At 51.9% G+C, this 26,688-nt stretch carries 24 protein-coding genes; 9 read left to right on the top strand and 15 right to left on the bottom strand.

The features are described from left to right. Nucleotides 1-37: 37 nt before the first annotated feature. The 3 genes from nfsB to OGX99_RS07235 form a co-directional block, all read right to left on the bottom strand. Nucleotides 38-691 carry an oxygen-insensitive NAD(P)H nitroreductase gene (gene nfsB / locus OGX99_RS07245; RefSeq protein WP_151224899.1) on the bottom strand — a complete coding sequence of 218 codons (654 nt, stop codon included), beginning with the start codon at nt 689-691 and terminating at the stop codon, nt 38-40. A gap of 119 nt (nt 692-810) precedes the next feature. Next, the gene (locus OGX99_RS07240) at nt 811-1,179 is read right to left on the bottom strand and encodes an MmcQ/YjbR family DNA-binding protein (RefSeq protein ID WP_151218706.1); all 369 of its coding nucleotides are present in this window, start codon (nt 1,177-1,179) and stop codon (nt 811-813) included. Continuing rightward, on the bottom strand, nt 1,179-1,760 hold the full coding sequence (locus OGX99_RS07235; protein WP_278238638.1) for a TetR/AcrR family transcriptional regulator: 582 nt from the start codon (nt 1,758-1,760) through the stop codon (nt 1,179-1,181). Before OGX99_RS07235 ends, OGX99_RS07240 begins: the two co-directional genes overlap by 1 nt. 189 nt (nt 1,761-1,949) lie before the next feature. Here OGX99_RS07235 and OGX99_RS07230 point away from each other — a divergent pair, with 189 nt between their 5' ends. Together OGX99_RS07230 and OGX99_RS07225 are read left to right on the top strand one after the other, a co-directional pair. Further along, nucleotides 1,950-3,062, top strand: a complete 1,113-nt coding sequence (locus OGX99_RS07230) for an MBL fold metallo-hydrolase (protein ID WP_286543070.1) — start codon at nt 1,950-1,952, stop codon at nt 3,060-3,062. 17 nt (nt 3,063-3,079) lie between these two features. After that, nucleotides 3,080-3,421, top strand: a complete 342-nt coding sequence (locus OGX99_RS07225) for a RamA family antibiotic efflux transcriptional regulator (protein ID WP_151218777.1) — start codon at nt 3,080-3,082, stop codon at nt 3,419-3,421. A 21-nt stretch (nt 3,422-3,442) separates the two neighbouring features. Here OGX99_RS07225 and OGX99_RS07220 read toward each other — a convergent pair whose 3' ends face one another. Both OGX99_RS07220 and OGX99_RS07215 read right to left on the bottom strand, forming a co-directional pair. After that, nucleotides 3,443-3,691, bottom strand: coding sequence for a DUF1158 domain-containing protein (locus OGX99_RS07220; protein ID WP_286543068.1), 249 nt, complete (start codon nt 3,689-3,691; stop codon nt 3,443-3,445). Between the two features lie 66 nt (nt 3,692-3,757). Further along, nucleotides 3,758-4,876: a YbdK family carboxylate-amine ligase gene (locus tag OGX99_RS07215; protein WP_187252850.1), complete on the bottom strand. Its 1,119-nt coding sequence runs from the start codon at nt 4,874-4,876 to the stop codon at nt 3,758-3,760. A 146-nt stretch (nt 4,877-5,022) separates the two neighbouring features. On the opposite strand from OGX99_RS07215, the gene OGX99_RS07210 reads away from it, so the two are divergent. Beyond that, the gene (locus OGX99_RS07210; RefSeq protein ID WP_286543065.1) at nt 5,023-5,727 is read left to right on the top strand and encodes a GNAT family N-acetyltransferase; all 705 of its coding nucleotides are present in this window, start codon (nt 5,023-5,025) and stop codon (nt 5,725-5,727) included. A gap of 42 nt (nt 5,728-5,769) precedes the next feature. Here OGX99_RS07210 and OGX99_RS07205 read toward each other — a convergent pair whose 3' ends face one another. The 8 genes from OGX99_RS07205 to OGX99_RS07170 form a co-directional block, all read right to left on the bottom strand. Further along, nucleotides 5,770-6,555 (bottom strand): SDR family oxidoreductase, encoded by a 786-nt coding sequence (locus OGX99_RS07205; protein ID WP_210904801.1) that lies wholly within the window; start codon nt 6,553-6,555, stop codon nt 5,770-5,772. A gap of 35 nt (nt 6,556-6,590) precedes the next feature. Then, a complete protein-coding gene (locus tag OGX99_RS07200; RefSeq protein ID WP_286543060.1) occupies nt 6,591-7,388 on the bottom strand; it encodes an SDR family oxidoreductase in 798 nt (265 codons plus the stop codon). A 53-nt stretch (nt 7,389-7,441) separates the two neighbouring features. Next, nucleotides 7,442-8,509, bottom strand: coding sequence for an ABC transporter permease (locus OGX99_RS07195; RefSeq protein WP_286543058.1), 1,068 nt, complete (start codon nt 8,507-8,509; stop codon nt 7,442-7,444). Nucleotides 8,510-8,526: 17 nt separating this feature from the next. Continuing rightward, nucleotides 8,527-10,071, bottom strand: coding sequence for a sugar ABC transporter ATP-binding protein (locus OGX99_RS07190; protein ID WP_286543056.1), 1,545 nt, complete (start codon nt 10,069-10,071; stop codon nt 8,527-8,529). A gap of 1 nt (nt 10,072) precedes the next feature. Next, the gene (locus OGX99_RS07185) at nt 10,073-10,693 is read right to left on the bottom strand and encodes a DUF2291 family protein (RefSeq protein ID WP_151218714.1); all 621 of its coding nucleotides are present in this window, start codon (nt 10,691-10,693) and stop codon (nt 10,073-10,075) included. A gap of 43 nt (nt 10,694-10,736) precedes the next feature. Next, nucleotides 10,737-11,672: a D-ribose ABC transporter substrate-binding protein gene (locus tag OGX99_RS07180; protein WP_043015525.1), complete on the bottom strand. Its 936-nt coding sequence runs from the start codon at nt 11,670-11,672 to the stop codon at nt 10,737-10,739. 125 nt (nt 11,673-11,797) lie between these two features. Then, the gene (locus OGX99_RS07175) at nt 11,798-13,318 is read right to left on the bottom strand and encodes an FGGY family carbohydrate kinase (RefSeq protein WP_151218715.1); all 1,521 of its coding nucleotides are present in this window, start codon (nt 13,316-13,318) and stop codon (nt 11,798-11,800) included. Between the two features lie 339 nt (nt 13,319-13,657). Next, the gene (locus tag OGX99_RS07170) at nt 13,658-14,608 is read right to left on the bottom strand and encodes a sugar-binding transcriptional regulator (protein ID WP_187252848.1); all 951 of its coding nucleotides are present in this window, start codon (nt 14,606-14,608) and stop codon (nt 13,658-13,660) included. 361 nt (nt 14,609-14,969) lie between these two features. Here OGX99_RS07170 and OGX99_RS07165 point away from each other — a divergent pair, with 361 nt between their 5' ends. Both OGX99_RS07165 and OGX99_RS07160 read left to right on the top strand, forming a co-directional pair. Further along, entirely contained in the window at nt 14,970-15,800 is an 831-nt protein-coding gene (locus OGX99_RS07165) for a transketolase (protein ID WP_151224903.1), read from the top strand. Beyond that, entirely contained in the window at nt 15,793-16,728 is a 936-nt protein-coding gene (locus OGX99_RS07160) for a transketolase family protein (protein WP_151224904.1), read from the top strand. Before OGX99_RS07165 ends, OGX99_RS07160 begins: the two co-directional genes overlap by 8 nt. A 3-nt stretch (nt 16,729-16,731) precedes the next feature. Here the strand turns inward: OGX99_RS07160 and entD are convergent, their stop codons facing one another. Both entD and OGX99_RS07150 read right to left on the bottom strand, forming a co-directional pair. Next, nucleotides 16,732-17,355: an enterobactin synthase subunit EntD gene (entD, locus tag OGX99_RS07155; RefSeq protein WP_278238641.1), complete on the bottom strand. Its 624-nt coding sequence runs from the start codon at nt 17,353-17,355 to the stop codon at nt 16,732-16,734. Nucleotides 17,356-17,404: 49 nt separating this feature from the next. After that, a complete protein-coding gene (locus tag OGX99_RS07150) occupies nt 17,405-19,678 on the bottom strand; it encodes a TonB-dependent siderophore receptor (RefSeq protein WP_210904802.1) in 2,274 nt (757 codons plus the stop codon). A 253-nt stretch (nt 19,679-19,931) separates the two neighbouring features. On the opposite strand from OGX99_RS07150, the gene fes reads away from it, so the two are divergent. From fes to wzz(fepE), 4 genes are all read left to right on the top strand, one after another. Continuing rightward, complete coding sequence (gene fes / locus OGX99_RS07145) at nt 19,932-21,149, top strand: enterochelin esterase (protein WP_286543052.1); 1,218 nt, start codon at nt 19,932-19,934, stop codon at nt 21,147-21,149. A 30-nt stretch (nt 21,150-21,179) separates the two neighbouring features. Beyond that, nucleotides 21,180-21,398, top strand: a complete 219-nt coding sequence (locus OGX99_RS07140) for an MbtH family protein (protein ID WP_151218720.1) — start codon at nt 21,180-21,182, stop codon at nt 21,396-21,398. Then, nucleotides 21,395-25,285, top strand: coding sequence for an enterobactin non-ribosomal peptide synthetase EntF (gene entF, locus OGX99_RS07135; protein ID WP_286543051.1), 3,891 nt, complete (start codon nt 21,395-21,397; stop codon nt 25,283-25,285). Before OGX99_RS07140 ends, entF begins: the two co-directional genes overlap by 4 nt. Before the next feature lie 229 nt (nt 25,286-25,514). After that, nucleotides 25,515-26,648: an LPS O-antigen length regulator Wzz(fepE) gene (gene wzz(fepE) / locus OGX99_RS07130; protein WP_286543049.1), complete on the top strand. Its 1,134-nt coding sequence runs from the start codon at nt 25,515-25,517 to the stop codon at nt 26,646-26,648. Nucleotides 26,649-26,688: the final 40 nt, after the last annotated feature.

The following is a 26,688-nucleotide window of genomic DNA, read 5'->3' as shown; positions in this document are numbered from 1 at the left end:
TGATGACCGCTGTGCGGAGCTTATGCAAATGCGGGGATTAGACTTCCGTCAGCGTTGTTTCCAGCGGCAGACGGGATTTCGGCAGCGCGGCGTTGAAATCTTCTACGCTGTGATGACCCACCGGGACCACCACTACGCTGGTGAAACCTTTTTCTTTCAGACCAAATTCTGCATCCATCACCGCCGCATCAAAGCCTTCGATCGGCACTGCATCCAGACCCATTGCTGCAACGCCCAGCAGGAAGTTACCGACGTTCAGGTACACCTGTTTTGCCATCCAGTGATTGTCATCTTTCAGTTCTTTGCGATGCATATCAGCAAAGAAGGTACGACCTTTGTGGTTAGCGGCTTTAGCTTCAGGGGTGGCGAAGCGGCCATCGCTCTCTTCTTGATCCACCACGCGCTCCAACCACGCGTCGTCCATCGCCGTTTTGGCGCAGAACACCACTACGTGAGAAGCATCCAGCATTTTGCGTTCGTTGAACACAAAACCGCCGGCTGCGGATTTGGCCACTCGCGCTTTACCTTCGTCAGTGCTGGCAACGATAAAATGCCATGGCTGAGAGTTGGTGCTGGATGGGCTATATTGCAGCAGCGTTTTTAATTTTTCGGCTTGCTCAGTGGTCAGTTTTTTAGTCGGATCGAATGCCTTAGTGGAGTAACGTTTTAAGGCGACAGAAACAATATCCATAACTACTCCTGGTGGTTTTTTATACCCTGCGGGTACGTTTTGTTTCAGCAGGGTACAGGGTTAGCAGGAAAAAGATAAGACAGGAAAAAGCAAAAACACTTATTGGGGTTAACGATAAATCAGTCTGGACGCAGGCGTTTTTGATCCCGCTTCGCCAGGCCGTCTACGACACGGTGCCATGAGTCGTTTACCAGCTCTTCCAGCAATGACTCGGTAATGTCATCGCCGGGGTAGACGGAGATCCAGTGCTTTTTATTCATGTGATAGCCGGGTTCAATGCTGGGGTAAATCTGCTGGTTTAACAGAGATTTTTGCGGATCCGACTTCAGATTGACCAGTGGGCGTCCGCGTAGCTCTGAGACCAGCATAAAAATTTTCCCGCCAACTTTGAAGACGTCGTATTCCGGGCCGAATGGCCAGCAGTGCTCGGTAAAAGGCAGTTCGAGCGCAAGGCGCTTCGCACAGGTATGCAGTGTCTGGCCGTCCATTATTTTTCCTCGCGGGTTAGTGCGCGCCACATCGCTTCAAATCCCATCGATATGTATTCCTTGGCCCGGGCAGAGTCGCGGGCTGCGAACTCCATGGTGGTTTCCGCCAAAGAGAGAAAAAGGCCATCGCCGAAGGCGCGATATTCGTCAGACATAAACTCAGGTCGCACGGAGCGATGGCAAAGATCGCGCAGCTCCGGGAACATATCATCAGCCTGCTGTTCGGTTTCTTTGCTGATCTTTTCGCTGACGGCGAGCTGTCGAATAGTGCGATGCCCACAGGTATGGTTCAGACCCCAGTTAATGTAGCTGTTCCAGATATAGTGAGTCATGGTTTTGGCATCGGTCACTGAACGATCCAGATCGGCCATCATCGACTGACAGAGATCGTGCTTTAAAAAGAGGTAAAGCTCGTTGATCAAATCATCTTTGGTCGCGAAATAGCGAAACAACGTTCCCTCCGCAACACCTGCATTGCGGGCAATTACGGCGGTAGATGCCGCAATGCCTGATTGTGCAAATGCTGTGGTTGCAGCTTGCAGTAATGCTAATTTTTTGTCTTCACTCTTCGGACGAGCCACTACACTTTACCCTTAAGTTGTAAAAAGCATGATTGAATCACGGCCTTTGCAGCACCGCAACGGTGAATGTCAAAGATTGAAAATCATCTTGACGGCGAACTTTCGATTTCTATAATGAGTGCTTACTCACTCATAATCAAGAGTCGGTCACGCAAACCAGCGGAAAGGGGGCGTGTTTAAGGTCAGGATATGAAGCGTCTCACAGTTTGTGTGGTTGTTATTATGCTCATTGGCGCAGCTGCAAGTTTACCGTTTTTACTCAATGCCGGGTTTGGTCAGCCACCGAAAGGGGCACAGCTGAGTCAGGTTGAACAATCACCGCACTATCGTGATGGACAGTTTCATAACCAGGTGCCGACACCAAGCTATACCGGTAACAAAAGTATGCTGGCTGCCTGGTGGGAGTTTTTGGTCGCTAAGCGCGAAAATGCGCGGCCGGCACATCCATTGCCATTGGTGGCGACCGATCTCGCCGGGTTATCTCCAGAGCAGGACACGCTTGTCTGGCTGGGCCATTCTTCATGGTATTTACAGCTGGTGGGTCAACGTATCCTGATTGATCCCGTGTTTAGCAACTATGCCGCACCGCTTTCATTCCTGAACAAAGCCTTTGCCGGTGATTATCCGTGGTCCGCACAGACGATGCCGGAGATCGATCTGCTCATTATCTCGCACGATCACTATGACCACCTGGATCTCGCCACGATCAAGGCGTTAATGCCGAAAATTAAGCGGGTGATTACACCGCTTGGCGTAGGGTCGCATCTGCGTTATTGGGGGATGCGCGGCGAGATAATCGACGAGATGGACTGGAATCAATCCATCAGAGTAACGGATTCGCTGATCATTCATGCGTTGCCAGCCCGTCATTTTTCGGGGAGAGGCATTAAGCGCAACCAAACGCTATGGGCGAGTTTCATGTTTGAAACGCCGGAGCAGAACGTTTACTACAGTGGCGATTCCGGCTATGGACCACATTTTAAAGCCATCGGTGAGCAGTTTGGCTCGGTTGATTTGGCGATTATGGAGAACGGCCAGTATGACCATGACTGGAAGTTTATTCACATGATGCCGGAAGAGACGGCACAGGCTGCGGCCGATCTGCATGCGAAAGCCGTGTTGCCAGGGCATGCTGGTCGTTTCGTTCTGGCGAAACATTCCTGGGATGATCCCTACAAACGACTGGCGCTTGCCAGCCGCCGTCACGATTACCGACTGCTGACGCCAATGTTGGGTGAACCGGTAATACTGTCCGAACCGGACCAACCGTTTACGGCCTGGTGGCAACAGGCGACTCAATGAATACAGGGGAGAGCATGATGACGATTTCTGCTCAGGTGATTGATACGATTGTTGAATGGATTGATGATAATTTAAATCAGCCATTGCGCATTGATGATATTGCACGCCATGCGGGCTATTCCAAATGGCACCTGCAGCGTCTTTTTATGCAGTATAAAGGTGAAAGCCTCGGGCGTTACATCCGTGAGCGTAAGCTGTTGCTGGCGGCGCGCGATCTGCGTGATACCGATCAGAAAGTGTATGACATTTGTCTAAAGTACGGATTCGATTCGCAGCAGACCTTTACGCGTATTTTCACCCGGACGTTCAGCCAGCCGCCAGGCGCTTATCGCAAAGAAAACCATAGCCGGGCGCATTAACGACGCAGGGTTCTCGCGGGCCTAATCTGCCAGCGAGAACCAGCGCCGCCAGGTGAAGCGCAAAATAAAATACTCAATTACCCCCAGCAGTAAAAACCACAGGAAAAACAGCAAAGTATAAAACTGGTTGAGATCCATCAAATGAAAGGTGGCCACGAGCTTTTGCGCCAGCACCAGTCCAAGTGAGGGGGCGGGCAGGAGCAGACAGGATAAAAATGCCAGCAGCAGGATCCCGGCGGCGGTCATCAGTGATTCAAGCGGGTGTTTCATCGTATTGTTAAACTTGAGTTAAAAAGCTATTGTCCGGGATCTCCGTGGGCAACGCAAACCCCACGCTTACAGCCCGGCCCAAATCTCACAATGTTTTTTCACCAGACCACTCAGTGACCCGCCTTCGGCGACGAAATCACGCATATTTTGCGCCTCGTCATGACTATGCTTAACCTGCAGATGCAAGGCTTCAATCGCGCTGGCTGCCCCCACTTTATCCGCAGAGGCGGCGACATTGTCCAATAGCCGTAGCGTGTCATCTGACAGGCGGTGCCCATCGCCGGTATTGACGTCGGTTACGATTCCCGCCATACCAAAGCGGCAGGCTTGAAAACGATTAAATTTATACAGCAGGTAATCATGCAGCTGGTGTTTGAACGGCCGTTTGGTGAGTAACCAGTGGGCGGTAGCCTGAATAAGCCCCGCCATATTGACCGCGTGTGCCAGGGTCAGCGGCGTGTCCATGACCCGAACCTCTACTGTGCCAAAGTGTGGGCTGGGACGGATATCCCAGTGTAAATCCTTAATGCTATCAATCATGCTGGTGTAAGCCAGTCGACGAAATAACCCCTCGAATTCCTGCCAGCTATTCACCCATGGCATCGGGCCATTATCGGGAAATCCGGAGAAAATATTCAGTCGCGCGCAGGCAAACCGCGTGTCGGACGTTTGCATATAAGGTGAGGCGGCTGAGAGCGCAATAAAATGGGGAACAAATCGCGACAGGCCGTGCAGGAGATAAATGGCATCATCGCCGTTTGCGCAGCCGATATGCACATGCTGGCCAAATACCGTCGCCTGCTGAATGAGATAGCCAAAATTTTCCAGGTTGCGCCGATAGCGTTCGTCATCGCAGACTTCCTGACGTTGCCATTTTTGAAATGGATGCGTCCCCCCGCCACAAATCGCGAGATGGTGCTGTGCAGCAACCCGCGTAATTATCTGCTGCATGGTAGACAATTCAGCACTTGCCTGATCGATATTGCGACAAACCCCGGTCGCCATCTCCAGCATACTTTCCGTGATATCGTGCTTCACTTCTCCGGCGGTAAGCAGCGGCTTTACAGCGTCAATCAGCCGGGAAGAATCCTGGCTCAGGTCGTAGCCCGGGGGGTTGACCACCTGCATTTCCAGTTCAATGCCTAACGTAAAAGGGTCGGATACATGAAAATCGGGAAGTGGCATAGGGTTCTATTCCGCGTTGATCGATATCCTTAGAGTATAGAAGGGCGGCTGATTTTCTGTTCGTTGTCAGATATTCCCTGGCGATGCTTTGAAGGCAAAATGGCCGGTGTTATAACTATTTTTTACTTCGCAACTGGGGGGGAATCGTGCCGGAAATAAATATTTATGGGCAGACCGTCGGCGATGTTGTGCCGGACTGGAATGGCGCTGCCGTACTGCCACGGGAAACGCTTGTCGGTCAATATTGTCGACTGGTTCCTCTGGATGCCGACAGCCATGCCGCCGAGCTGTTTGATGCCTACGCGCAGGCACCGGACGATCGCGACTGGACCTGGCTCGCAAGCTCTCGCCCCACAAGCGTTGAGGCCGCAGCGTGCTGGGTACAGGGGAAATCCACTGATACCTCTTTGGTTCCCTATGCCGTCATTGAACAGCGTTCAGGACGTGCCGTCGGACTGGTGTGCTTTATGGCGATCGAACGGGAGCACGGTTCGGTCGAAATTGGTCATGTGACCTGGTCACCGCGCATGAAAAATACGGTACTTGGCACCGAAAGCATCTGGCTGCTGCTGCGCCAGGCGTTTGCGTTGGGTTATCGTCGCGTGGAGTGGAAATGCGACTCTCTGAACACCGCTTCTCGACGGGCGGCGGAACGCCTTGGGTTTATCTTCGAAGGACGTTTTCGCCAGAAGATTGTGCGCAAGGGGCGTAATCGCGACAGCGACTGGTTATCGATGATTGACAGCGAATGGCCCCAGTGTGACGCCGTGTTACAGCGCTGGCTGGCGCCGGAGAACTTTGATGAAAATGGGCGGCAACGAAAAACCCTGGCGGCGTGTAGCGGCGAATAAATTAATGCCCGCAGCTAACAATGGCTGCGGGCGTAATGCTGTTTACCAACAGATAAATCCACCATCTACAACCAGGTCTACACCGGTACAAAATGAAGCAGCATCGCTGGCCAGAAAGAGTGCCGGGCCTGCCATCTCTTCCACTTTTGCCATGCGTTGAATCGGGGTCTGGCTTTCAAACTCCCGCGTCTGATGAACCATTTCCGGTCGGGTGTTCATCGGCGTGGCGGTATATCCGGGGCTTATGGAATTCACGCGTATGCCTTTTCCAATCCACTCCATCGCCAGGCTTTTTGACAGATGAATTACCCCCGCTTTAGCGCTATTGTAATGGGCTTGCTCAAGGCCTCGGTTAACAATAATCCCTGACATGGATGCGATGTTAATAATCGAGCCACCGCCTGATTCCAGCATCAGTTCTGCTTCGGCTTTACAGGAGTTCCACACGCCAGTGAGGTTAATGTCGATAACGCGTTGCCACTGCTCGCTTTCCATTTCCAGCGCAGGGTTGGCGTTGGCAATGCCTGCGGCATTGACCGCAATATCCAGGCGACCAAAGCGTTCCTTCGCCAGGGCTACCGCGGCGCGAAGGTCGCTAAGCTTGCGGACATCACCCGTATAGAGCGCAGCCTGGGCGCCAATAGCGGTGATAGTATCAACAGTCGCATTTAGCCCGCCGTCTTCGCGCAAATCAAAACAGACCACGTGCGCGCCCGCGCTGGCGAGTGCGCAGGCGATAGTCTGACCGATGCCGCTACCTGCGCCAGTAACAAAAGCGACGCGCCCCTCAAGATTAAACAGTTGTTGAGCAAAATCTTTTGCAATCATAATGATGACTCTCTTAACAGATACCCTGATGGGTATTAAGACATAATCAGGCCACCATCGATGTTGATGGTTTGTCCAGTGAGATAACGCGCATCGTCAGAGGCGAGAAAAGCGACCAGTCCGGCGACATCTTCAGGTTTGCCCGCGCGTTTCATTGGGATGCCTTTAACCCATTCCGCCATCAGTTCACCTTTGCCATAGCGTTTTTCATCTGTACTGAGAATCTCGCCCCAGACACGATCGTTGTAATCCCACATTTCGCTTTCGATTATCCCCGGACAAAAGGCGTTAACGGTGATATTCCATGGCGCTAACTCATGCGCCAGACTTTGCGTAATACCAATTACGCCCATCTTGCTGGCGGCGTAGTGTGGGGTATAGATGAAACCCTGACGTCCCTGACCGGAAGAGGTATTAATCAGGCAGCCCTGGTTTTGCTTAACCATATATTTTGCTGCTTCCCGGCAGCAGAGCCATACGCCAGTGGTATTCACGGCGAGGACTTTTTCAAAATCGGCTTTCGGCATGCGGTCGAAATAGTCGATGGTGATGACACCCGCGTTTTGAATTGAGACATCAATGGTGCCGAAGCGCGCTGCGGCCTGCTCGTACAGAGATTGCACCTGCGCCTCATTGGTGACATTCACCTGCAAAGATAAAATATCTGCCTGATAGCGCTGACGAAGCTGTTCCGCTGTTTCGTGGACGCGCTCCGCATTCGATACCATCACCAGATTTGCGCCGTCGCGGGCAAAACGTTCGGCGATACCAGCGCCAATCCCCCGACAAGCACCAGTGATGACAATTGTCTTACCATGAAAATCACGTTGCATATTTTTATCCCCTGTATGGGCCGGGCAAAGGATGCCCGGCGGAATGTTGCTGCTTAACTGGATACGGTATTTCCTGAGGGTGCTGCCGCCAGCTTTTCTTCATGGCGACGCATCAGAATGACTTTGTTCTGCAGCTTTTGCTGGAACTGATCGACAACAACGGCGGTGACGATAACCACACCTTTAATGACCATCTGCCAGAAATCACTGACGCCCATCATCACCATGCCATCGGCAAGGAAGACAATTACGAAGGCACCGATAATGGAGCCGGAGACGCGTCCGCGTCCTCCAGCGAGCGCAGTTCCGCCCAGCACAGTTGCGCCAATGGCATCCATCTCAAACATGTTGCCGGTCATCGGATGTGCAGTTTGCAGTTGTGAAGCCACAATTAACCCAACAAAAGCAGCACACAGGCCGGAGAAGGCGTACACAAAGATCTTCGCTTTTACGATAGGGACACCCGCCAGACGTGCGGCGGATTCGTTCCCTCCAATCGCGTAGATGTAGCGGCCTAGAGGGGTTTTGGTGGTTACCCAGTAGCCCAGCAACAGGAAGGCAATCATCAGCCAGATAGGGAGATAAATCCCCAACAAAGTACCTGAACCCAGCGTGGCAAAACCGGTATTGCCCAGCGCGTCCATGCCGTTCAGATTTGGGTAGGTGCTGCCGTCGTTAAACAGAAGCGCAGATCCTCTGGCAACGTACATCATGCCGAGCGTACAGATAAACGGTGCAACGCCGAAACGGGTGATGACGGCACCGTTGACAAAACCAACGACAACGCCGAAGAGGGCAACACAGATTATGACCTCTGGTACGTTGAAGAAGATGATGTTGCCACCCCAGATGGGCAGACCGTTGGTAAGCAAGACGCCTGCAACCATGCCGCAAATACCCGCTACCGCCCCGACGGACAGATCGATACCGCCAGTCAGTATCACCAGCGTCATACCAATTGCCAGTAATCCCGTGATGGCGACGTGTTGAGTCATGATTAACAGATTTGAGGTGGTCAGGAAATTAGGTACCATCACACTAAAGAATGCGATAACCAGCAGCAGTGCAATAAACGTTCTGGCCTTCAGCAGGTACATATAAATCATATATTTCTGGTTCATGATGGATTCCAGCCTGATTAATCTTGAGGTGTCGAAGCCGCGATTAAGGTCTCGCGGGTGACCGCATGACGGGGGACATCAGCGGTGATTCGGCCATCAGCCATCACCAGAATACGGTCCGCCAGCGCCATCACTTCGTCCAGCTCTGATGAAGAGAACATCACCGCCAGCCCTTGCTGCGCCATTTTGCCAATAAGGTGATACACGTCGGTTTTCGCGCCCACATCAATGCCTCGGGTGGGCTCGTCAAGGAAAACCACCTGCGGTTGCGTCATTAATGCCTTACCCAGCACCACTTTTTGCTGATTACCGCCGCTTAATGAGGTGATAGGCAGTTCGGGATCGCTCACTTTGATAGCCAGTTGCTGGATCATTGCCTTCACACTGGTCTGCTCTTTGTGCGGATTCAGCCATTTCCAGGCTCGGCGAAAGCCTTGCAGGCTGAAGTCAGACAGCGTCATATTGGACTGAATCGACATCATCTGAACAACACCTTCGCCCTGTCTGTCTTCAGGCACCAGTGCCAACCCCTTTTTAAGGCGTGACTGAAAATGGGCTTTATCAATGCATTCGCCGTTAAGCTGCACACTCCCACTCTGGCAGGGCATAAGTCCCACCAGGCCTTTGAACAGTTCCGTCCGTCCTGCGCCCAGCAGACCATAGATTCCGATGACTTCGCCTTTACTGAGGCTAAACGTCACGTCATTAAGCTTATAGCCGCCGCTCGGATGAAGGGCTGTGAGACCCTGTACGGATAGAACCGTTTCACCTTTTGGTGCGGGTTGATAATCAAAATGTTTTTTCTTGTCTCCCACCATTTGTTCAATGATCCACGGAATACTGGCATCATTGACTGGGCGTTCACTGATAAAATGGCCGTCGCGGAAAATCGTGATGTAATCACCAATTTCCATCAACTCTTCCAGACGGTGGGATATATAGATGATGGTGACGCCGCGCCGTTTGAGTTGCTCAATGACGTTAAACAACACTTTCACCTCAGACTGGCTGAGGGCGGAGGTCGGTTCATCCATGATTAAAACACGGGTATCTTTGGAGAGCGCACGAGCAATTTCGACCAGTTGCTGATGACCGATCCCTAGTTCTTCCAGAGGTGTATACGGATCAACATCCAGCTCGAGTCTTTCCAGTAATGATTTTGCCAGTGCGTATTGGTATTTTTCGTTGATTTTCCCTTTCTGAAAGAACTCGTTAGCCATGAAAATATTATCCATGACATTCATGTTTGGGAATAAATTCAACTCCTGAAAAATAATGCTGATACCCAGTTTTTCGGCCTGATGAGTAGAATTTAATGTGACAGGTATGCCATCCATAATAATTTGCCCGGAAGAGGGGCTTTCGACACCAGCAAGCATTTTCATCATGGTGGACTTACCCGCACCATTTTCTCCGATCAGCACGTTTACTTTATTTCGATATACCCGATAGTTGACGCTATCTAATGCCACCACCCCAGGGTAAACACGCGATAAATCTTGTGTTTCGATAATAACTTCAGATTCGACGGAATGAGGAGTGACGATATCTTGCTGCTGCATGTTATTGTCCTCCTACGGATTCAATTTTCGCTGGTGTAATAACCGGGATGGATTCTGGAATCTCCCACTCAGAAAAAACACCATAAACGTGCACTGATTCTCCAGTTTTAAGTTGCGCAGATTGGACCATCTTTATTGCTTGTTCGTTAATTCCTCGACCATATTCACCAAATAATACCTGGTCATTGAAATCACTATAACTTGCGCCTTTAAAGGCATCGCGTAATTGTGTGCCGCGCAGCGTCGGACCAATCTGCACAATAATGTTGTTGCCGCTTTTATCGACGATGGTCATTTTTCCACTACGAGAGGCGGTATCAAGATTGCTAATTTTTCCCTCCACTTGTACGTAAAAGATACAGGGATTCTCTTCCTGAGAGCGATAGCCGAGATTTTTACAGGCGCTGTCAAAATCTTTTTCAGCATGCAAGGCCATTAATAAATCGGCCACCGGACGAGCCTGCCCGACAATTTGCGGGACAATCTTGTTTTGCCACGTTTGGGCTATATTACCCATGTGTGGATTCGGTGGCGACTTGAGGTCCGCAAGTTCCTGCTGCGAGACGATGCGACATCCTCCCACGGTCAGCACGACCAGCGCAAGCCAGGCTTTCTTAGACATAATGTTCTCCTCTGCGCCTCCTGAGAGGCGCAACAACCCGGGATCAGGACTTGATATTGAAATCCTGCACTTTATCTGCGTTTTCTTTAGTGATAAGAATTCCGCGGAACATGACGCGTTGTTTTTCTGGTTTTATGCCTTTTTGCAGGTAGTTATCCAGATCGGTAACTCCTTGCGCTGCGATAGCCTGTGCCTGGAGCATGACGGTCGCCTGTAGAGTGCCAGCTTTCACTGCATCACGTTCGTCGTTGCTACCGTCGATACCGACCACGACCACGTCACTGCGGTTCGCCGCTTTTAATGCAGCAATAGCCCCCAGTGCTACTGGACCGTTACCGCAGATAATACCTTTCACGTCCGGGTGGGCCTGTAGGATGCTGTCCATAATACGTTTACCGTCGATAAGCGTGCCTTTGGCATCCTGTCTGGCGACACTAACCATATCCGGGAACTGATCAATAACCTGGTGAAAGGATTTGGAGCGCGTAACACAATTATTATCAGCAAGGTTACATGTCAGTTCAGCATATTTACCTTTTTCACCCATTTTCTCGACGAAAATATTTGCAACTTCTGAACCAGCCTGGAAGTTATTATGGGTAATTTGCACCAGTGCAACATCATCAACGGGAATTTCACGGTTGATCAATATGACGGGAATTCCAGCTTTTTTCGCTTTTTCAATTGCCGCAACGCTGGCCGTTGAATCTGCATTATCCAGAACAATACCCTGGACTTTTTTGCCGATTGCCGTATCAATCAATTCATTCTGTTTTTTTACATCTTCACTGTGCGACAAAATTGTGGTTTTGTAGCCTAGTTCCTGGGCTTTTTCACTGGCACCTTTTGCTTCTGAGGCGTAATACGGATTATCCAGTGAATTCACCATAATCATGATTGTCCCTTTTTCCGCTGCATGAGCAGTAAAAGACAAAGCAGTCAGGGTTGCAGCAGTTAACAGCGTTAAACGTAATTTCATGACAATGTTCTCTCTGTGTTGTTATTGTCGGGTACGGTGAAACAACGTAAAGCCTGAGTTTTTTATGATCCGGTGCCCTCCTGTATATGTGGTAAATAACGTCGCGTGTTTTCCCTGGCGAGGCATCAGGCGGACGGGGCCGGTTTCCATAATGTTCTGTTTACCGCATGGCGCCATTCCTGCCATCTTTTTTGCAACCGATGATGGCGATCCATGTCGGGTTTAAATGTGCTATGTACGGTTAAAAAAGCTTTTAAATCAGTCAGTGAGCCAGGATAAAGCGCTTTACGCGCCAGTAATGCCGCGCCAATGGCGGACAGTTCTGGCACATCGCTACGCATAACCGGATAACCAAGCAGATCTGCCTGATATTGCATTAGCCAGTCGTTTTTGGTGGGGCCACCGTCAACCATTAATGCCGTTAACTTGAAATCATCGTGCTGCTGCATGGCAACTACAACATCGGCGATTTGATAGGTAATCGACTCAAGTGCGGCACGGATCAGATGAGCACGTTTAACTCCCCGACTGAGTCCGCAGATAACTCCACGGGCACTGTCATCCCACCACGGCGCCCCAAGCCCGGTCAGTGCTGGCACAAAATAAACGCCGAGGGTTGAATCAACAGAGGCGGGAAGGGTGTTGAGTTCGTTTGCCAGTTCGGCATCCGAAAGTTCGCTCAAACCCGTACTGTCCGCCATCCATGCCACCGCATCACCCGTGTGCGGGATATTGCCCTCCAGACCGTATATGATGCTATTGCCATCGTGCCAGGCGATGGTGGTAGCCAGAGCGTCAATATCGCATTGGGCTGATTTGACCGGCGCCATCACTGATGACCCGGTACCATAAGTTGCTTTAACGCATCCCATTTCGCCAAGAGCATGACCAAACAGAGCGGCATGTGAGTCACCCACCATCGACATCACAGGAATGCCGTCTGGAATGCCATCCAGTCCACGAGTATGACCAAATAATCCACTGGAGGGTTTTATTTCCGGTAAGGCGACACGCGGAATGTGGAAGAGTGCCAGCATGGCTTCATCCCACTCTCCAGAGTGCAGGTTTAGCAACTGTGTGCGGGCGGCGTTCGAATAGTCACAGCAGAAGGTTTCACCAGCGGTTAAATTCCATAGCAACCAACTGTCGATCGTTCCCAGGCAAATTTGTCCCTGCGCAGCCAGCTGTGGGCCATCGGTCACGGATTCCAGTAGCCAGCGCATTTTTGATGCGGAGAAAAGTGGTGCGATTGGCAGACCAGTGGTTGATTTTATTAGTTGTTCTTTATTTTCATGCCGCAGTTCCTCGCAGTAAGCCGCACTGCGCGTACATTGCCAGGTGATTGCGGAATTTAGCGGTCTGCCAGTCTGGCGATACCAGCCTATGGCGGTTTCACGCTGATTACTAATAGCCAGTGCTGCGACGTTTTCAGCACCAACATGATTCATAGCTTTGGCTATGACGCTAATAGACGCATCAATCAACGCCTCCCCAGATTGTTCAACCCAGCCATCCCGGGGGGTCTGAATCGCCAGTGGCTGAGAAAACTTTGCGACCACATTGCCCTGTGCATCAAGCGCGATTGCTTTGGCGTTAGTTGTGCCTTCATCCAGCGCAATGATGAACTCTTTCTTCGCTGCACACATAGATTATCTCCTGAGTCACATTGCGTCCCGGTTTAGAGGATAAAACCCTCTCATTGTCGCGTCATTACTGCATCAGGCCTGGCTGTGACATCGCTTTTTTAATTATTGAATATATATTCGGTATTGATTATTTATTTAATACCTTAGCTACAATCTTTCCGTTGGGCTACAGAAAAAATCATCAATTGTGCTGAGAATCACACTTACACAGACGGGACAATAACAGAAAAAAGAATAAATTAAGGCGAGGTGAAACCTTTCAGTCTATTGAAATATATAGATTTTAGTCACTGCCTTTGCTTTTTATCTTTCGTGCAAAGGCTACCAGCAAATTAAGGGTCAGGAGGTGACCAGCATACGGGCCGTAGGATAGTCGGTAATGAGCACGTCGATATAACCTCCGTTCAACGCCCCTTTAATTGCCGCGACTTTGTCTGTACCGCCAGCAAGCGCCACGACATTCGGGCATTTTTTTACCTTGTCCAGTGCCATGCCAATCACTGGATCTTCGTCATCTTGTAATACCGGCTGTCCCTCGTTGTCGTAGTAATGCAGGCAAATGTCCCCGACCGCGCCGCGATCGGCCAGTACCTGCAACATATCTTCGTGGTAGTAGTTACCTGATGTTTTCAGCAATTGGGATGGTTCGAGGATCCCGACGCCAACAATGGCGATGTCGACATTATCAAAGCGTGAAATCACATCGGCGACATCTTTGCTGGCAACGAGACGGTTTTTCTCTTCAACCGAACCTTCGATACTCTGAGAAGGAAGTAGCCAGGCTTCACAATTCAGATGTTGCGCCAGCGTCTGCGTCAGAATTGTGGCTTGTACGTTGCCGTTGGGACCTACGCCGCCCAACAATTGAATTACGCCGCCGGCTTTCAGATTCTGTGTATGGACTTCATCCACCATCGCTCGGATAGTCGAACTCCATGAGGAAACGCCCACCAGGTCTTTGGGGCGCAATCGGGTTTCCAGATAGTGGGCTGCGGCAGAACCAATGGCGCGTTTGATGGTGTGGTCGCTGGCATCCTCTTCGGTATCAACCACTATGGCCTGCTTAATGCCGTAACGTTCCTCGATCCCTTTTTCAAGATTCAGGAAGATATTTGAGGGCTGGACAACGCTGATTTTCACCACCCCTTCTTTCTGACAGCGGGTGATGGCGCGGGAGATAAACGACTGAGAAAGCGAGAGAAGTTGAGCAATATCGGACTGTTTGCGTCCTTCAAGATAGTAAAGGGTAGCGATTTTAACCAATAGCCGTTGTTCGTCCTGCTTAGCCATATATTTCCCCGAAAATCATTTACGTACCGCCATTATCTTAATGCGTTTTATCATACGCGAAAATTGAAGACAGGTAAGTGTGATAAAGCTCTAACTTTAACCAATCCTCAAAAACAGCTATGGACAAATACGAAAATTAGGTTGCATAATTGAATAAAGAATCATTTATGAATATATATTCATAGTGGTGACAGGTCAACTTATTATTACCAGCGTCAGTGTGGTCGCGGTAAGGAGGCAGAATGTACCTGAGTATGATACAAGGGCGTAAGCCTGATGATGTGACGTATGGGAAATTCTGGTTTTTTTAGTCCTATACGGAATAAATATTCCACATTGAAAATAAATTCAGAGGTGCTAAATGAATCCCTGGAACTATGATATCCAGACTCTTGAGCGCAAAGCGCGGGCGGTTCGCCGTCACATCGTCAGATTAAATGCTAACAGTCCCGCGGGTGGGCATACTGGTGCGGACCTGTCTCAGGTTGAACTGTTGACGGCACTCTATTTTCGGATACTCAATGTCGCTCCGGAGCGTATCGCTGATGAAGCTCGGGATATCTACATCCAATCTAAAGGTCACGCGGTGGGCTGTTACTACTGTGTTCTGGCGGAAGCGGGTTTTTTCCCCGTTGACTGGCTGGAAACCTATCAACATGCCAATTCCCATCTTCCCGGACATCCGGTTCGCCAGAAAACGCCTGGTATTGAACTGAATACAGGTGCTCTGGGCCACGGTTTACCTGTTGCGGTGGGACTGGCTCTGGCTGCGAAGAAAAATAACAGTTCACGCCGCATCTTTTTAATCACAGGTGATGGTGAACTGGCCGAAGGAAGTAACTGGGAAGCGGCACTGGCTGCTGCTCATTATGGCCTCGACAACCTGATCATTATTAATGACAAGAACAATCTTCAATTAGCCGGACCGACTCGCGAAATCATGAATACCGATCCGCTTGCCGCAAAATGGCAGGCATTTGGTATGACAGTGACTGAATGTCAGGGGAATGATATGGCGTCGGTTGTCGCCACTCTGGAAGGACTTAAGCAGGAAGGCAAACCTAACGTCATCATTGCCAATACCACGAAAGGCGCGGGTATATCGTTTATCCAGGGGCGCTCTGAATGGCACCATCGGGTGCCAAAAGGTGAAGAGATCGAACTGGCTCTGGAGGAGTTAAAAGATGAGTAATGCAGAACACCTCGCAAACGTCATGGTTCAGGCGTTCATTGATGCAGTTGAAAAGGGGGTTGACCTGGTTCCGGTCGTAGCGGACTCGACATCAACAGCGAAAATTGCTCCTTTTATAAAGCAGTTTCCTGGTCGGTTGGTCAACGTAGGTATTGCTGAACAAAGCATGGTTGGAACGGCGGCAGGACTTGCTCTTGGCGGTAAGGTAGCCGTCACCTGTAACGCTGCGCCATTTCTGATCTCTCGTGCCAATGAGCAAATTAAAGTCGATGTTTGCTACAACAATACCAATGTGAAGCTATTCGGTCTTAATGCCGGTGCCAGCTATGGCCCGTTGGCGAGCACTCACCATTCGATCGATGATATTGCCATTATGCGAGGCTTCGGCAATATCCAGATTTTCGCCCCATCTTCGCCACGAGAGTGCCGACAGATTATCGATTATGCGATTGGCTATCAGGGACCGGTATATATTCGTCTTGATGGAAAAGCACTGCCGGAACTTCATGACGAGAGTTACCGTTTTGTTCCGGGGGCGGTGTTGACACTGCGCGAGGGGGAACATGTGGCGCTGGTGGCAACTGGCTCGACAGTTCATGAAATTGTTGATGCCGCTGCGCTGTTGGCTGATGCAGGTATTCAGGCGAAAGTGGTCAGTGTACCTTCAATTCGACCATGTGATACCAAAGCTCTGTTATCAGTATTACAGGGCTGCAAAGCGGTGATTACCGTAGAAGAGCACAATATTAATGGTGGGTTGGGAAGCCTGGTGGCAGAAGTACTGGCTGAGGGCGGAGTCGGGGCAGTGTTAAAGCGTTTAGGTATTCCGGATGGAGAGTACGCAGCGGCAGCGGATCGTGGCTGGCTACGTCAGCATCATGGTTTTGACGCCGCAGCTATCGCTGCTCAGGCGCGAGACCTGCTGTGACGTTCACACTGTTGCCAGTGTGATTACATCATTGCCCGAGAACCGCCATTGCACGCGATACATTTGGCTGTGAGCACGTAGTATCATTTGGTTGTGTTGCAACTCAACGATTTGATACTGCGAAAATCCGGCGTTTGCCTGTTGTGATGCCAGGGTTACTTTAAAAGCACTTTCTTTGGCGGAAAATGCCAGTGTGAGAGCCTGTTCCACTGTCAGGCCGCTATTGGCCAACCACTCTTTTTCTGTATTGGTGACAATACTACTTAACAGTTCGTTCGCGGTTTGCAGCGTAAATATAGTTTCTATATCCAGCCCGACGGGATGCGTCGATACCGTCGCCAGGGCAATTGTTGCGCAATGACTGATGCTGCCAAACAGATTTTGCGGCCACAACGGTTGGCGTTGTGCGCCGATGCCGGGTACGGCTTTGTGGCCAAATTCACGCAGCGCGTGCACGGCGGCAATACGGCCTGCCAGGTGCTCGGCTTTACGCTTACGTCCACTGGACAGAAGTTGAGTGTGGTGGGGCAGCCAGAGCATGTCGTGCTCATGGAAGCTGTCGGGATCGAACTCGACAACGTGCAGCGTATGGTCTGCGAAGGTGAGTGGTGTGTGAGTTGTGCGCATGATAGTGATGAGTTCCCTCTCCCCGCAGTGAGGAGAGGGAGAAACGTTATCAGAAGTGCGTGTTAACGCTCATGAACCACGTGCGGCCCGGTTCGTTATAGGTGTGCGCGCCAGCGCCCGCCATATAGTTCCCGGTGACGATATCACCCGTGGTCTGGGCATTACCTTCACGCCACAAACGTTTATCAAAGACGTTATCCACGCCGCCGGTCAGGCTGACGTTTTTCGTCACGTCCCAGGTCGCACTCAGGCCGACGATACTGTACGGACTAACTTCGCTGGCCGAGCTGCCGGTCACCGGTTTACCCTGGTAATCGTATTTCTTAGGCTGCTGTTTGCCATACCAGGTGAAGGTTGACTGCAGCGACAAATCTTCGCGTGCCTGCCAGCTCAGGGTCGAATTCAACGTGTATTCAGGAATAATCGACAGGCGCTCGCCGGTCTCTTTATTCTTACTTTGCAGCATGTAGGTGATGTTGTTGGTCCAGGTAACGGTTTCGCTAACTGGCACGTTCAACGTACCTTCCAGACCCTCAACCACCGCTTTAGGAATGTTTTCCCACTGATAGATATCGGTGTAAGTCGTCTTTCCTTTATTGGTGATAGACGTTCTGTCGAAAGGTACCGTACCCGCTTCAATCTTGTTGCGATAATCATTGCGGAACCAGGTTACCCCGGCCAGCCAGCCGTCACGTTTGAACTCAAGACCAATCTCTTTATTGATACTGGTTTCGGCCTTCAGATCGTCATTGCCCATCATGTAGCAACCAATACCGGTCGCGGAGCCGGTGGCGTAGCAACCCTGCCCCTTGCTGTACAGAATGTAATTCGGGTTGAGCTGGTACAGACTTGGCGCTTTATAGGCGCGCGCAATGCCCATTTTCAGCGTAAAGTCATCTCCCAGACCTTGGGACAGGTTCAGAGACGGACTCCAGTTGTCGCCGACGATGCTGTGATGGTCGAAACGTAGACCCGGCGTCAGCATGGTGCTGTCGGTCAGTTCCATGTTGTTTTCAGCAAACAGAGAGAAAATCTCTGCGTCTGAGTACGGGCTACGGTTGGTGCTGCTCGAACCTGGAATATCACCGCCCATAAAGGTCTGTGAATTGGACAACATATCCTTCATGCGCTGCTGATTCCATTCGGTACCGAGCGTCAGGTTTTGGTTGACCAGCAGATCTAACGGAATGCTGACCTCACTGTGCAGCATGACGTCACTCAGGTCGGCGTCGAGATATTTTTGTGACGCATTCGGGTCGAAGATCCCCTCAGTACCGCCCGCCAGACCTTCCGGCGTACGGGAGTTACGCGTATGTTCGTACTGTACCCAGTTGCTGGTGGTGACGCCGTTATCCCAGCCACCATTCCAGGTCAGAGAGTAGTTCTGGCGGTAAAGACGGTTGGTCTCTTTCCCGTAGTTATCTTTCACCAGTTGGTTGGTGTTGGTGTTTTGGGTGTCACCCGCATAAAGATTGCCTTGACGGCTATAGCCAGCTTCCAGTTCCAGTGACTGGAGCGGGGCGAAATCCCAGCGAACCACGCCGTTAATATCTTTGTTGATCACCCCTTCACGACCGGCTGGTAGGGTATTTGAATATGTGCCGGTACGTTCTGACTGATGACCCTGGTTGATGTCCCATGCGTCGGCCTGGGTTTTATCGAGATTACCGTAAAGACGGAAGCTGAAATCTCCGCCCATTGGACCATTCAGGCTAAAGTTGGTACGTTTGGTCGAACCTTCGTCTTTGTGTTCCGGGGCATTGAAATAGGTATCCCAGGAGCCGTGCCATTCGTTGCTGCCTTTTTTGGTGATGATATTCACCACGCCGCCAGCCGCACCGTTGCCATAGCGTGCCGCGGCAGGACCGCGCAGCACTTCAATACGCTCGATCATTTCCGGCGGCACCCAGGCGGTATCGCCACGGGTATCACGCTCGCCGCGCCAGCCCTGACGCACGGAGTTGCGGCTGGTGACCGGTTTGCCGTCGATAAGAATCAGGGTGTTTTCCGGCCCCATACCGCGAATATCGATCTGGCGGTTGTTGCCGCGTTGGCCGCTGGTTGAGTTACCGGTCAGGTTAACGCCTGGCATGGTACGGATGATTTCCGACACGTCGCGAGCGGGAGGATTCTTACGGATTTCATCAGCGGTAATGGTTGAAACGCCCGGCGCCTGCAGGTTCTGCTGGGCGGCGGTAACCACAATAGTGTCTTCATGAGAGACTGCGGCGTTCTCGGTTTGATCTTCTGCCATTGCTGGCAGGGCTACCCCGTAAATCCCTAAATTGACCAATAAGGCCAGTGAATGAATCTTGTTGTTCATTGTTTGTCCTGCTGTTCTTTTAGCCACGAGTACCAATCTGCCGTAGTACGGCATTTGGCCTGATGTCGCCCGTATCCGCGTAAACCCTCCATTCCAGAAAAAGTACGCAGCGTCAGGTCGGTTTATAAGTGGTGAAAAACTGTGCGCGCTTCCCACAGCGCGACAATACGCTATTGCAAATGCAAATAGTTATCAATAATATTATCAATATATTTCACGCTAAATCATAAAATTTCACAATAAACATGGGGTTATGGCGGTGACGACGTTAATGATGGGAAGCGAGGCGTGGTGGCAGTCGAAAAAGGGCCCGGAGTGGGAGCGTGAAGACAACGGAAATTATCGGGTAACTTTTTGGTGGCGTGACCCGCAGGGAACGGAAAAAGAGTCCGCTATTCGTCGCGTATGGGTCTACGTCACCGGCGTCACCGATCACCATCAAAACGCGACCCCTCAGTCGATGCAACGCATTGATGGAACAAATGTTTGGTGCTGGCGTATTTCACTCAGCGCCAACTGGCGCGGCAGTTACTGCTTTATTCCAACAGCACGAAACGATATTTTTGCTGCGCTGGCAGCGGGCGAAGCGCCTGACCGAACCGTGCTGCGTGAAGGCTGGCGAAAATTGCTGCCGCAGGCCATTGCCGATCCGCTTAATCCACTGAGCTGGCAGGGCGGTCGTGGTCACGCGGTGTCTGCGCTGGAGATGCCGGAGGCTCCCGTACAACCTGGATGGGATCGACCTGAAAACCCCGGTTCTCCCGCAGTTTGCCTGCAATGGCGTAGCGGCAGGCTTGGCAATACGCGCCGCGTGTGGGTGTTTACCACCGGTGATGCCCAACCGGAAGCACGTCCGTTGGCTATCCTGCTGGACGGACAGTTTTGGGCGCAGAGTATGCCGGTCTGGCCTGCGCTAACTTCACTTACGCATTGCGGACACCTCCCTCCCGCCGTTTATCTCCTGATTGATGCCATCGATACGGCTCACCGCAGCCACGAACTGCCGTGTAATGCCGATTTTTGGTTGGCAGTACAGCAGGAGCTATTGCCGCTGGTGAAGGCGACGACCGCGTTCAGTGACGACCCGCAGCGTACCGTGGTCGCCGGGCAAAGTTTTGGCGGGTTGTCATCGCTGTATGCCGGACTGCACTGGCCGGAACGCTTTGGCTGCGTACTCAGTCAGTCTGGATCTTACTGGTGGCCGCATCGCGGTGGTCATCAGGACGGAGCGATCGTCGAGCAACTGAAGACCGGGACCATCAGCGCTCAGGGGCTGCGGATTGTCCTGGAAGCGGGGATACGAGAGCCCATTATTTTTCATGCAAATCAGGCGCTATATGCCCAGTTACCCTCTGCGCCACAGTCTATTTTCTGGCGTCAGGTTGATGGTGGACACGATGCGCTTTGCTGGCGCGGCGGTTTGATGCAAGGGCTAATGACGCTCTGGCAGCCGCTTACCGACACGATTTAACCGGACGATGTTCCACGACAGGAGTTGAGTATGGAATTCAGTAATCCCTTCGATAATCCGCAGGGTCAGTTTTACATTCTGCAAAATCCCCAACGCCAGTTTAGTCTTTGGCCGCAACAGTGCTCACTTCCTGCTGGCTGGAAGGTCGTGTGTGAACCCCAATCCCAGGAAGCCTGCCAGCAATGGCTGGATGCAAACTGGACCGCGCTGACGCCAGCGAACTATGTCGATGTGCAGGAGGCTCCATGACTCAACGTTTACCGTTAGTGGCGGCTCAGCCGGGGATCTGGATGGCGGAAAAACTCTCCACATTGCCCTCGGCGTGGAGCGTAGCGCACTACGTAGAATTAACCGGCGAACTGGACGCGCCGTTGCTGGCGAAAGCGGTTGTGGCTGGCCTGGAGCAGGCCGATACCTTGCGAATGCAGTTTAGCGAAGATAACGGCGAGGTCTGGCAATGGGTGGATCCTGCGCTCACTTTTGCGCAACCCGGAATCATCGATCTGCGCGAAAAATCCAACCCACATGAGGTGGCGCGGGCGTTGATGCAAGCTGACCTGCAGCAGGATCTGCGTGCTGACGGCGACAAGCCGCTGGTTTTTCATTTGCTTATACAGGTGGGAGACAAACGCTGGTATTGGTATCAACGTTATCATCATCTGCTGGTTGATGGCTTCAGTTTCCCGGCTATTACCCGACAGATAGCCGCAATTTACCGCGCATGGCTGCACGGCGAGTCAACGCCAGACTCACCGTTTACGCCGTTTACTGAGGTGGTGGAAGAGTATCAACAGTATCGTCAAAGCGATGCCTGGCAACGCGACGGCGCATTCTGGCGCGAGCAGCGAAAACAACTACCACCACCGGCTTCGCTGTCGAACAAACCGTTGCCGGGGCGATCGGCCAGCGCGGAGATTATTCGCCTGAAGTTAACCGCGCCTGAAGGCGTGTTCCGCCAGCTTGCGGCACGCATGCCTGATGTTCAGCGTGCGGATCTGGCTCTTGCGCTGGTGGCGTTGTGGCTGGGACGCTTATGCAGCCGAATGGATTATGCCGCCGGGTTTATCTTTATGCGGCGCATGGGCTCGGCGGCGTTGACGTCCACAGGACCGGTTTTAAACGTTCTGCCGTTTGGCGTGCAACTGGATGCGACAGAAAGCTTGCCTGCGCTTGCACAACGACTGGCCGGACAGTTGAAGAAAATGCGTCGGCATCAACGTTATGATGCCGAACAAATCGTTCGCGACAGCGGGCGTGCAGCCGGGGCCGAACCGCTGTTTGGCCCGGTGCTGAACGTGAAAATATTCGACTACCAGCTGAATATTCCCAGCGTACAGGCGCAAACCCATACGCTGGCGACAGGGCCGGTGAATGATCTTGAACTGGCATTGTTCCCGGATGAAAACGGCGGGCTGAGTATTGAAATCCTGGCCAATAAACAGCGCTACGATGCAGCGACGCTGGCGCAGCATGCCTCGCGTTTAATCGCGCTTATTGAGCAATTTGCCGACAATCCGTCGCTATGCTGTGGCGACGCTGAAATGTTGTTGCCGACAGAACATGAACGGCTGGCGAAGATTAACGACACGAGCGTGGAGATCCCGTCCACTACGCTGAGCGCGCTGGTGGCGCAACAAGCCGATAAAACACCGGATGCCCCGGCACTGGCCGATGCCCGCTATCAGTTTAGCTATCGCGAAATGCGCCAGCAGGTTGTGGCGCTGGCGAGCCTTCTGCGTGAACGCGGCGTACAGCCGGGTGACAGCGTTGCCGTGGCATTACCGCGTTCCGTGTTCCTGACGCTGGCGCTGCATGGCATTGTTGAGGCGGGAGCCGCCTGGCTGCCATTGGATACCGGATACCCGGACGATCGCCTGCGGATGATGCTCGAAGATGCGCAGCCAAAACTGTTGATCGCGACCGAGGAACAACTGGCGCGCTTTAGTGACATCCCTGGCCTGGAAAGCCTGTGCTACGACGCGCCGCTGCCAGCAGATGATGCAGCTCCGTTGGCGCTATCTCGACCCAATCATACGGCCTATATCATTTTTACTTCCGGTTCAACCGGCAGGCCAAAAGGGGTGATGGTTGGGCAAACCGCCATCGTTAACCGTTTGCTGTGGATGCAAAATCACTATCCGCTGACCGCAGATGATGTGGTGGCGCAAAAAACACCGTGCAGTTTTGACGTCTCGGTATGGGAGTTTTTCTGGCCGTTTATTGCCGGGGCAAAACTGGTCATGGCAGAACCTGAGGCGCACCGCGATCCACTGGCGATGCAGCAGTTTTTTGCCCAATACGGGGTGACGACCACGCACTTTGTTCCTTCTATGCTGGCTGCTTTTGTCGCTTCATTGACGGCGGAAGCTGCGCGGGAGAGTTGTGCCTCGCTGAAACAGGTATTTTGTAGCGGTGAAGCCTTGCCTGCAGACTTATGCCGCGAGTGGGAACAGTTGACTCATGTGCCGTTGCACAATTTATACGGGCCAACGGAAGCGGCGGTCGATGTGAGCTGGTATCCGGCTTGGGGGGAAGAACTTGCCGCCGTAACCGGCAACAGCGTGCCGATTGGCTATCCGGTATGGAATACTGGTTTACGTATTCTGGATGCCATGATGCGACCGGTGCCTTTCGGCGTGGCGGGCGATCTGTATCTGACGGGGATCCAACTGGCACAAGGCTATTTGGGCCGTCCGGATCTGACGGCGAGCCGTTTTATCGCCGATCCGTTTAACGCGGGCGAACGCATGTATCGTACCGGGGATGTGGCGCGCTGGTTGGAAAATGGCGCGGTGGAATACCTCGGGCGCAGCGATGACCAGCTTAAAATTCGCGGACAGCGCATTGAGCTCGGTGAGATTGACCGGGCGATGCAACAAATGCCTGACATCGAACATGCCGTTGCCCATGCCTGCGTATTCAACCAGGCCGCGGCGACAGGCGGGGATGCGCGCCAACTGGTGGGGTATCTGGTGTCTCAATCGGGTCTACCGCTGGAGACGTCTGCATTACGGGAACGTCTGCGCGAAAAACTGCCTGCGCACATGGTACCAGCGGTATTGTTACAACTGGCGGAGTTGCCGCTTAGCGCGAACGGCAAACTGGATCGTAAAGCGCTACCCATGCCGCAGTTGACGTCGCGTACTTCCGGGCGCGCGCCGCGAGCAGGGACGGAGACAACCATCGCGCAGTCTTTTGCGGCCTTGCTGAATTGCGAGGTGAATGATGTAGAGGCTGATTTCTTTGCGCTTGGCGGGCATTCACTGCTGGCGATGAAGCTGGCAGCGCAGTTGAGCCGCATTTTTGAGCGTCAGGTAACACCCGGGCAGATTATGGTGGCTTCTACCGTGGAACGACTGAGTGCATTGCTGGAGAGCAATGATGATGAACAGTCGCAGCGTCTGGGATTCGAGACGCTGCTGCCACTGCGTGAAAGTCACGGTCCAACGTTGTTCTGCTTCCATCCGGCGTCGGGTTTTGCCTGGCAGTTTAGCGTGCTGTCACGTTATCTCAGCCCGCAGTGGTCGATTATTGGTATTCAGTCTCCGCGACCGGATGGCCCGATGCAGATGGCGGAAAACCTCGATGCGGTATGCGAACATCATCTGGCAACGCTACTCAGTCAGCAGCCTCATGGCCCCTACTATTTATTAGGTTATTCACTGGGAGGGACGCTGGCGCAGGGAATTGCCGCGCGTTTACAGGCCAGAGGTGAGACGGTTGCCTTCCTGGGGCTGCTGGATACCTGGCCGCCGGAGACGCAAAACTGGCAGGAAAAAGAGGCCAATGGTTTAGACCCTGCCGTACTGGCGGAGATCGAGCGGGAGCGTGAAGCGTTTCTGGCAGCACAGCAGGGGAATGCGTCGGAGGTTTTATTTACCGCTATCGAAGGCAACTACGCTGATGCGGTTCGCCTGCTCACGACGGCACACAGCGTGCCGTTTGCGGGCCACGCCACGCTGTTCGTTGCTGAGCGTACCTTAGTGCCGGGCGTCAGCCCTGAACGTAGCTGGTCCCCGTGGATATCCAGTCTGGATGTTTACCACCACGACTGCGCGCATGTCGATATTATCTCCCCTGCCTCGTTTGAGGATATAGGGCCGATAATTAATTCTCGAATCAATAATTCGATGTAACAAAGCCATTCTTGCTATCGCGGCGATCAAATAGCTCCATAATGTAAATTATATGTTATGGAGATGATCTTTTTTGTGGGGCGGATGGCGATTAAAGGGGTGAATAAATTCCGAATATTATTATTGGTAGGGCTTCAGGCACAAAGAATGTTTCGGATAATTCTTACTAACTGGTAGACTTCTCTTTCGAAAATGTTCTTCTTTGGGCGCGGATCTCAGGTCACACAACATGTCATCATTAAATATTAAGCAAGACAACGTTTCGGAACTTACTGCTTATCCCCAGCCAACGGCTAATGCCAACGAAATTGATTTAGTGAATCTTATCGAAATTTTATGGCGCGCCAGGACGAAAATTATGGCGACCGTATTAGCCTTTGCTTGTGTGGGTATTCTGGTCTCTTTTTTGTTGCCACAAAAATGGACCAGTCAGGCCATCGTGACCCCTGCAGAACCGGTCCAGTGGCAGGAGCTTGAGAATACGTTGACCAAATTGCGCGTGTTGGATATGGATATAAACGTTAGCCGTGGTGATGTATTTAACCTGTTTATCAAAAAATTTCAGTCGCCCTCATTGTTAGGAGCGTATCTGCGTTCTTCACCCTACGTGATGGATCAACTGAAAGGCGCTGATATCGATGAAATGGACCTGCATCGGGCCATCGTCAGGCTCAGTGAGAAAATGAAAGCGGTTGACAGCAACGCGGGAAAAAAGAATGAAACCTCGTTGTATACCGCATGGACGCTGAGTTTTACCGCGCCACAGGCTGAAGAAGCCCAGTCGGTATTGAAAGGCTACATCCAGTACATTTCCGACATTGTGGAAAAAGAAACGCTGGAAGATATTCGCAATAAACTGTCGATCAAAACCAGCTTTGAAAAAGAAAGACTGGAGATGGATCGCGTCAGGCTCAAGAATCAGCTGGAAGCCAATATCCAGCGGTTGAACTACTCCCTGGAGATTGCGAATGCTGCCGGGATTAAAAAACCAGTCTACAGTAATGGTCAGGCAGTGAAAGATGACCCTGATTTTTCTATTTCACTTGGCGCCGACGGCATCGCGCGTAAATTAGAAATAGAAAAATCAGTAACAGATGTTGCTGAAATTAACGGTGAATTACGTAATCGCCAATATCACGTTGAGCAGCTGTTAGCGATGAATGTGAGCGACGTACAATTCGCGCCGTTTAAATATCAACTTTCACCTTCGCTGCCGGTGCATAAAGATGGTGCGGCTAAATCAATGATCGTTGTTCTGGCTGCTTTACTGGGCGGTATGGTGGCATGTGGTGGCGTTTTACTGAACTACGCCATGGCGTCGCGTAAGCAAAAAATGACGTTTGTTGACCAACAACTGGTGTGATGAATTGTCGTATGGCGGCGAACAGGCCGCCATACGACAA

Origin of the sequence: Citrobacter sp. Cu096, assembly GCF_030332285.1 — a bacterium.
Classification (GTDB): domain Bacteria; phylum Pseudomonadota; class Gammaproteobacteria; order Enterobacterales; family Enterobacteriaceae; genus Citrobacter; species Citrobacter meridianamericanus.
Note: the sequence above shows the minus strand (reverse complement) of the source record. Positions and strands in the feature narration are given on the sequence as shown.

Bases quoted from the DNA above. Each gene is read 5' to 3' on its own strand.
- OGX99_RS07215 (WP_187252850.1), bottom strand. From the start codon at position 4,876: ATGCCACTTCCCGATTTTCATGTATCCGACCCTTTTACGTTAGGCATT.
- OGX99_RS07150 (WP_210904802.1), bottom strand. From the start codon at position 19,678: ATGAACAACAAGATTCATTCACTGGCCTTATTGGTCAATTTAGGGATT.
- entF (WP_286543051.1), top strand. From the start codon at position 21,395: ATGACTCAACGTTTACCGTTAGTGGCGGCTCAGCCGGGGATCTGGATG.
- OGX99_RS07190 (WP_286543056.1), bottom strand. From the start codon at position 10,071: ATGCAGCAGCAAGATATCGTCACTCCTCATTCCGTCGAATCTGAAGTT.
- OGX99_RS07165 (WP_151224903.1), top strand. From the start codon at position 14,970: ATGAATCCCTGGAACTATGATATCCAGACTCTTGAGCGCAAAGCGCGG.
- OGX99_RS07240 (WP_151218706.1), bottom strand. From the start codon at position 1,179: ATGGACGGCCAGACACTGCATACCTGTGCGAAGCGCCTTGCGCTCGAA.
- OGX99_RS07225 (WP_151218777.1), top strand. From the start codon at position 3,080: ATGACGATTTCTGCTCAGGTGATTGATACGATTGTTGAATGGATTGAT.
- OGX99_RS07160 (WP_151224904.1), top strand. From the start codon at position 15,793: ATGAGTAATGCAGAACACCTCGCAAACGTCATGGTTCAGGCGTTCATT.
- OGX99_RS07140 (WP_151218720.1), top strand. From the start codon at position 21,180: ATGGAATTCAGTAATCCCTTCGATAATCCGCAGGGTCAGTTTTACATT.
- fes (WP_286543052.1), top strand. From the start codon at position 19,932: ATGGCGGTGACGACGTTAATGATGGGAAGCGAGGCGTGGTGGCAGTCG.
- entD (WP_278238641.1), bottom strand. From the start codon at position 17,355: ATGCGCACAACTCACACACCACTCACCTTCGCAGACCATACGCTGCAC.
- OGX99_RS07230 (WP_286543070.1), top strand. From the start codon at position 1,950: ATGAAGCGTCTCACAGTTTGTGTGGTTGTTATTATGCTCATTGGCGCA.
- OGX99_RS07170 (WP_187252848.1), bottom strand. From the start codon at position 14,608: ATGGCTAAGCAGGACGAACAACGGCTATTGGTTAAAATCGCTACCCTT.
- OGX99_RS07200 (WP_286543060.1), bottom strand. From the start codon at position 7,388: ATGCAACGTGATTTTCATGGTAAGACAATTGTCATCACTGGTGCTTGT.
- OGX99_RS07175 (WP_151218715.1), bottom strand. From the start codon at position 13,318: ATGTGTGCAGCGAAGAAAGAGTTCATCATTGCGCTGGATGAAGGCACA.
- OGX99_RS07220 (WP_286543068.1), bottom strand. From the start codon at position 3,691: ATGAAACACCCGCTTGAATCACTGATGACCGCCGCCGGGATCCTGCTG.
- OGX99_RS07195 (WP_286543058.1), bottom strand. From the start codon at position 8,509: ATGAACCAGAAATATATGATTTATATGTACCTGCTGAAGGCCAGAACG.
- OGX99_RS07180 (WP_043015525.1), bottom strand. From the start codon at position 11,672: ATGAAATTACGTTTAACGCTGTTAACTGCTGCAACCCTGACTGCTTTG.
- OGX99_RS07185 (WP_151218714.1), bottom strand. From the start codon at position 10,693: ATGTCTAAGAAAGCCTGGCTTGCGCTGGTCGTGCTGACCGTGGGAGGA.
- nfsB (WP_151224899.1), bottom strand. From the start codon at position 691: ATGGATATTGTTTCTGTCGCCTTAAAACGTTACTCCACTAAGGCATTC.
- OGX99_RS07205 (WP_210904801.1), bottom strand. From the start codon at position 6,555: ATGATTGCAAAAGATTTTGCTCAACAACTGTTTAATCTTGAGGGGCGC.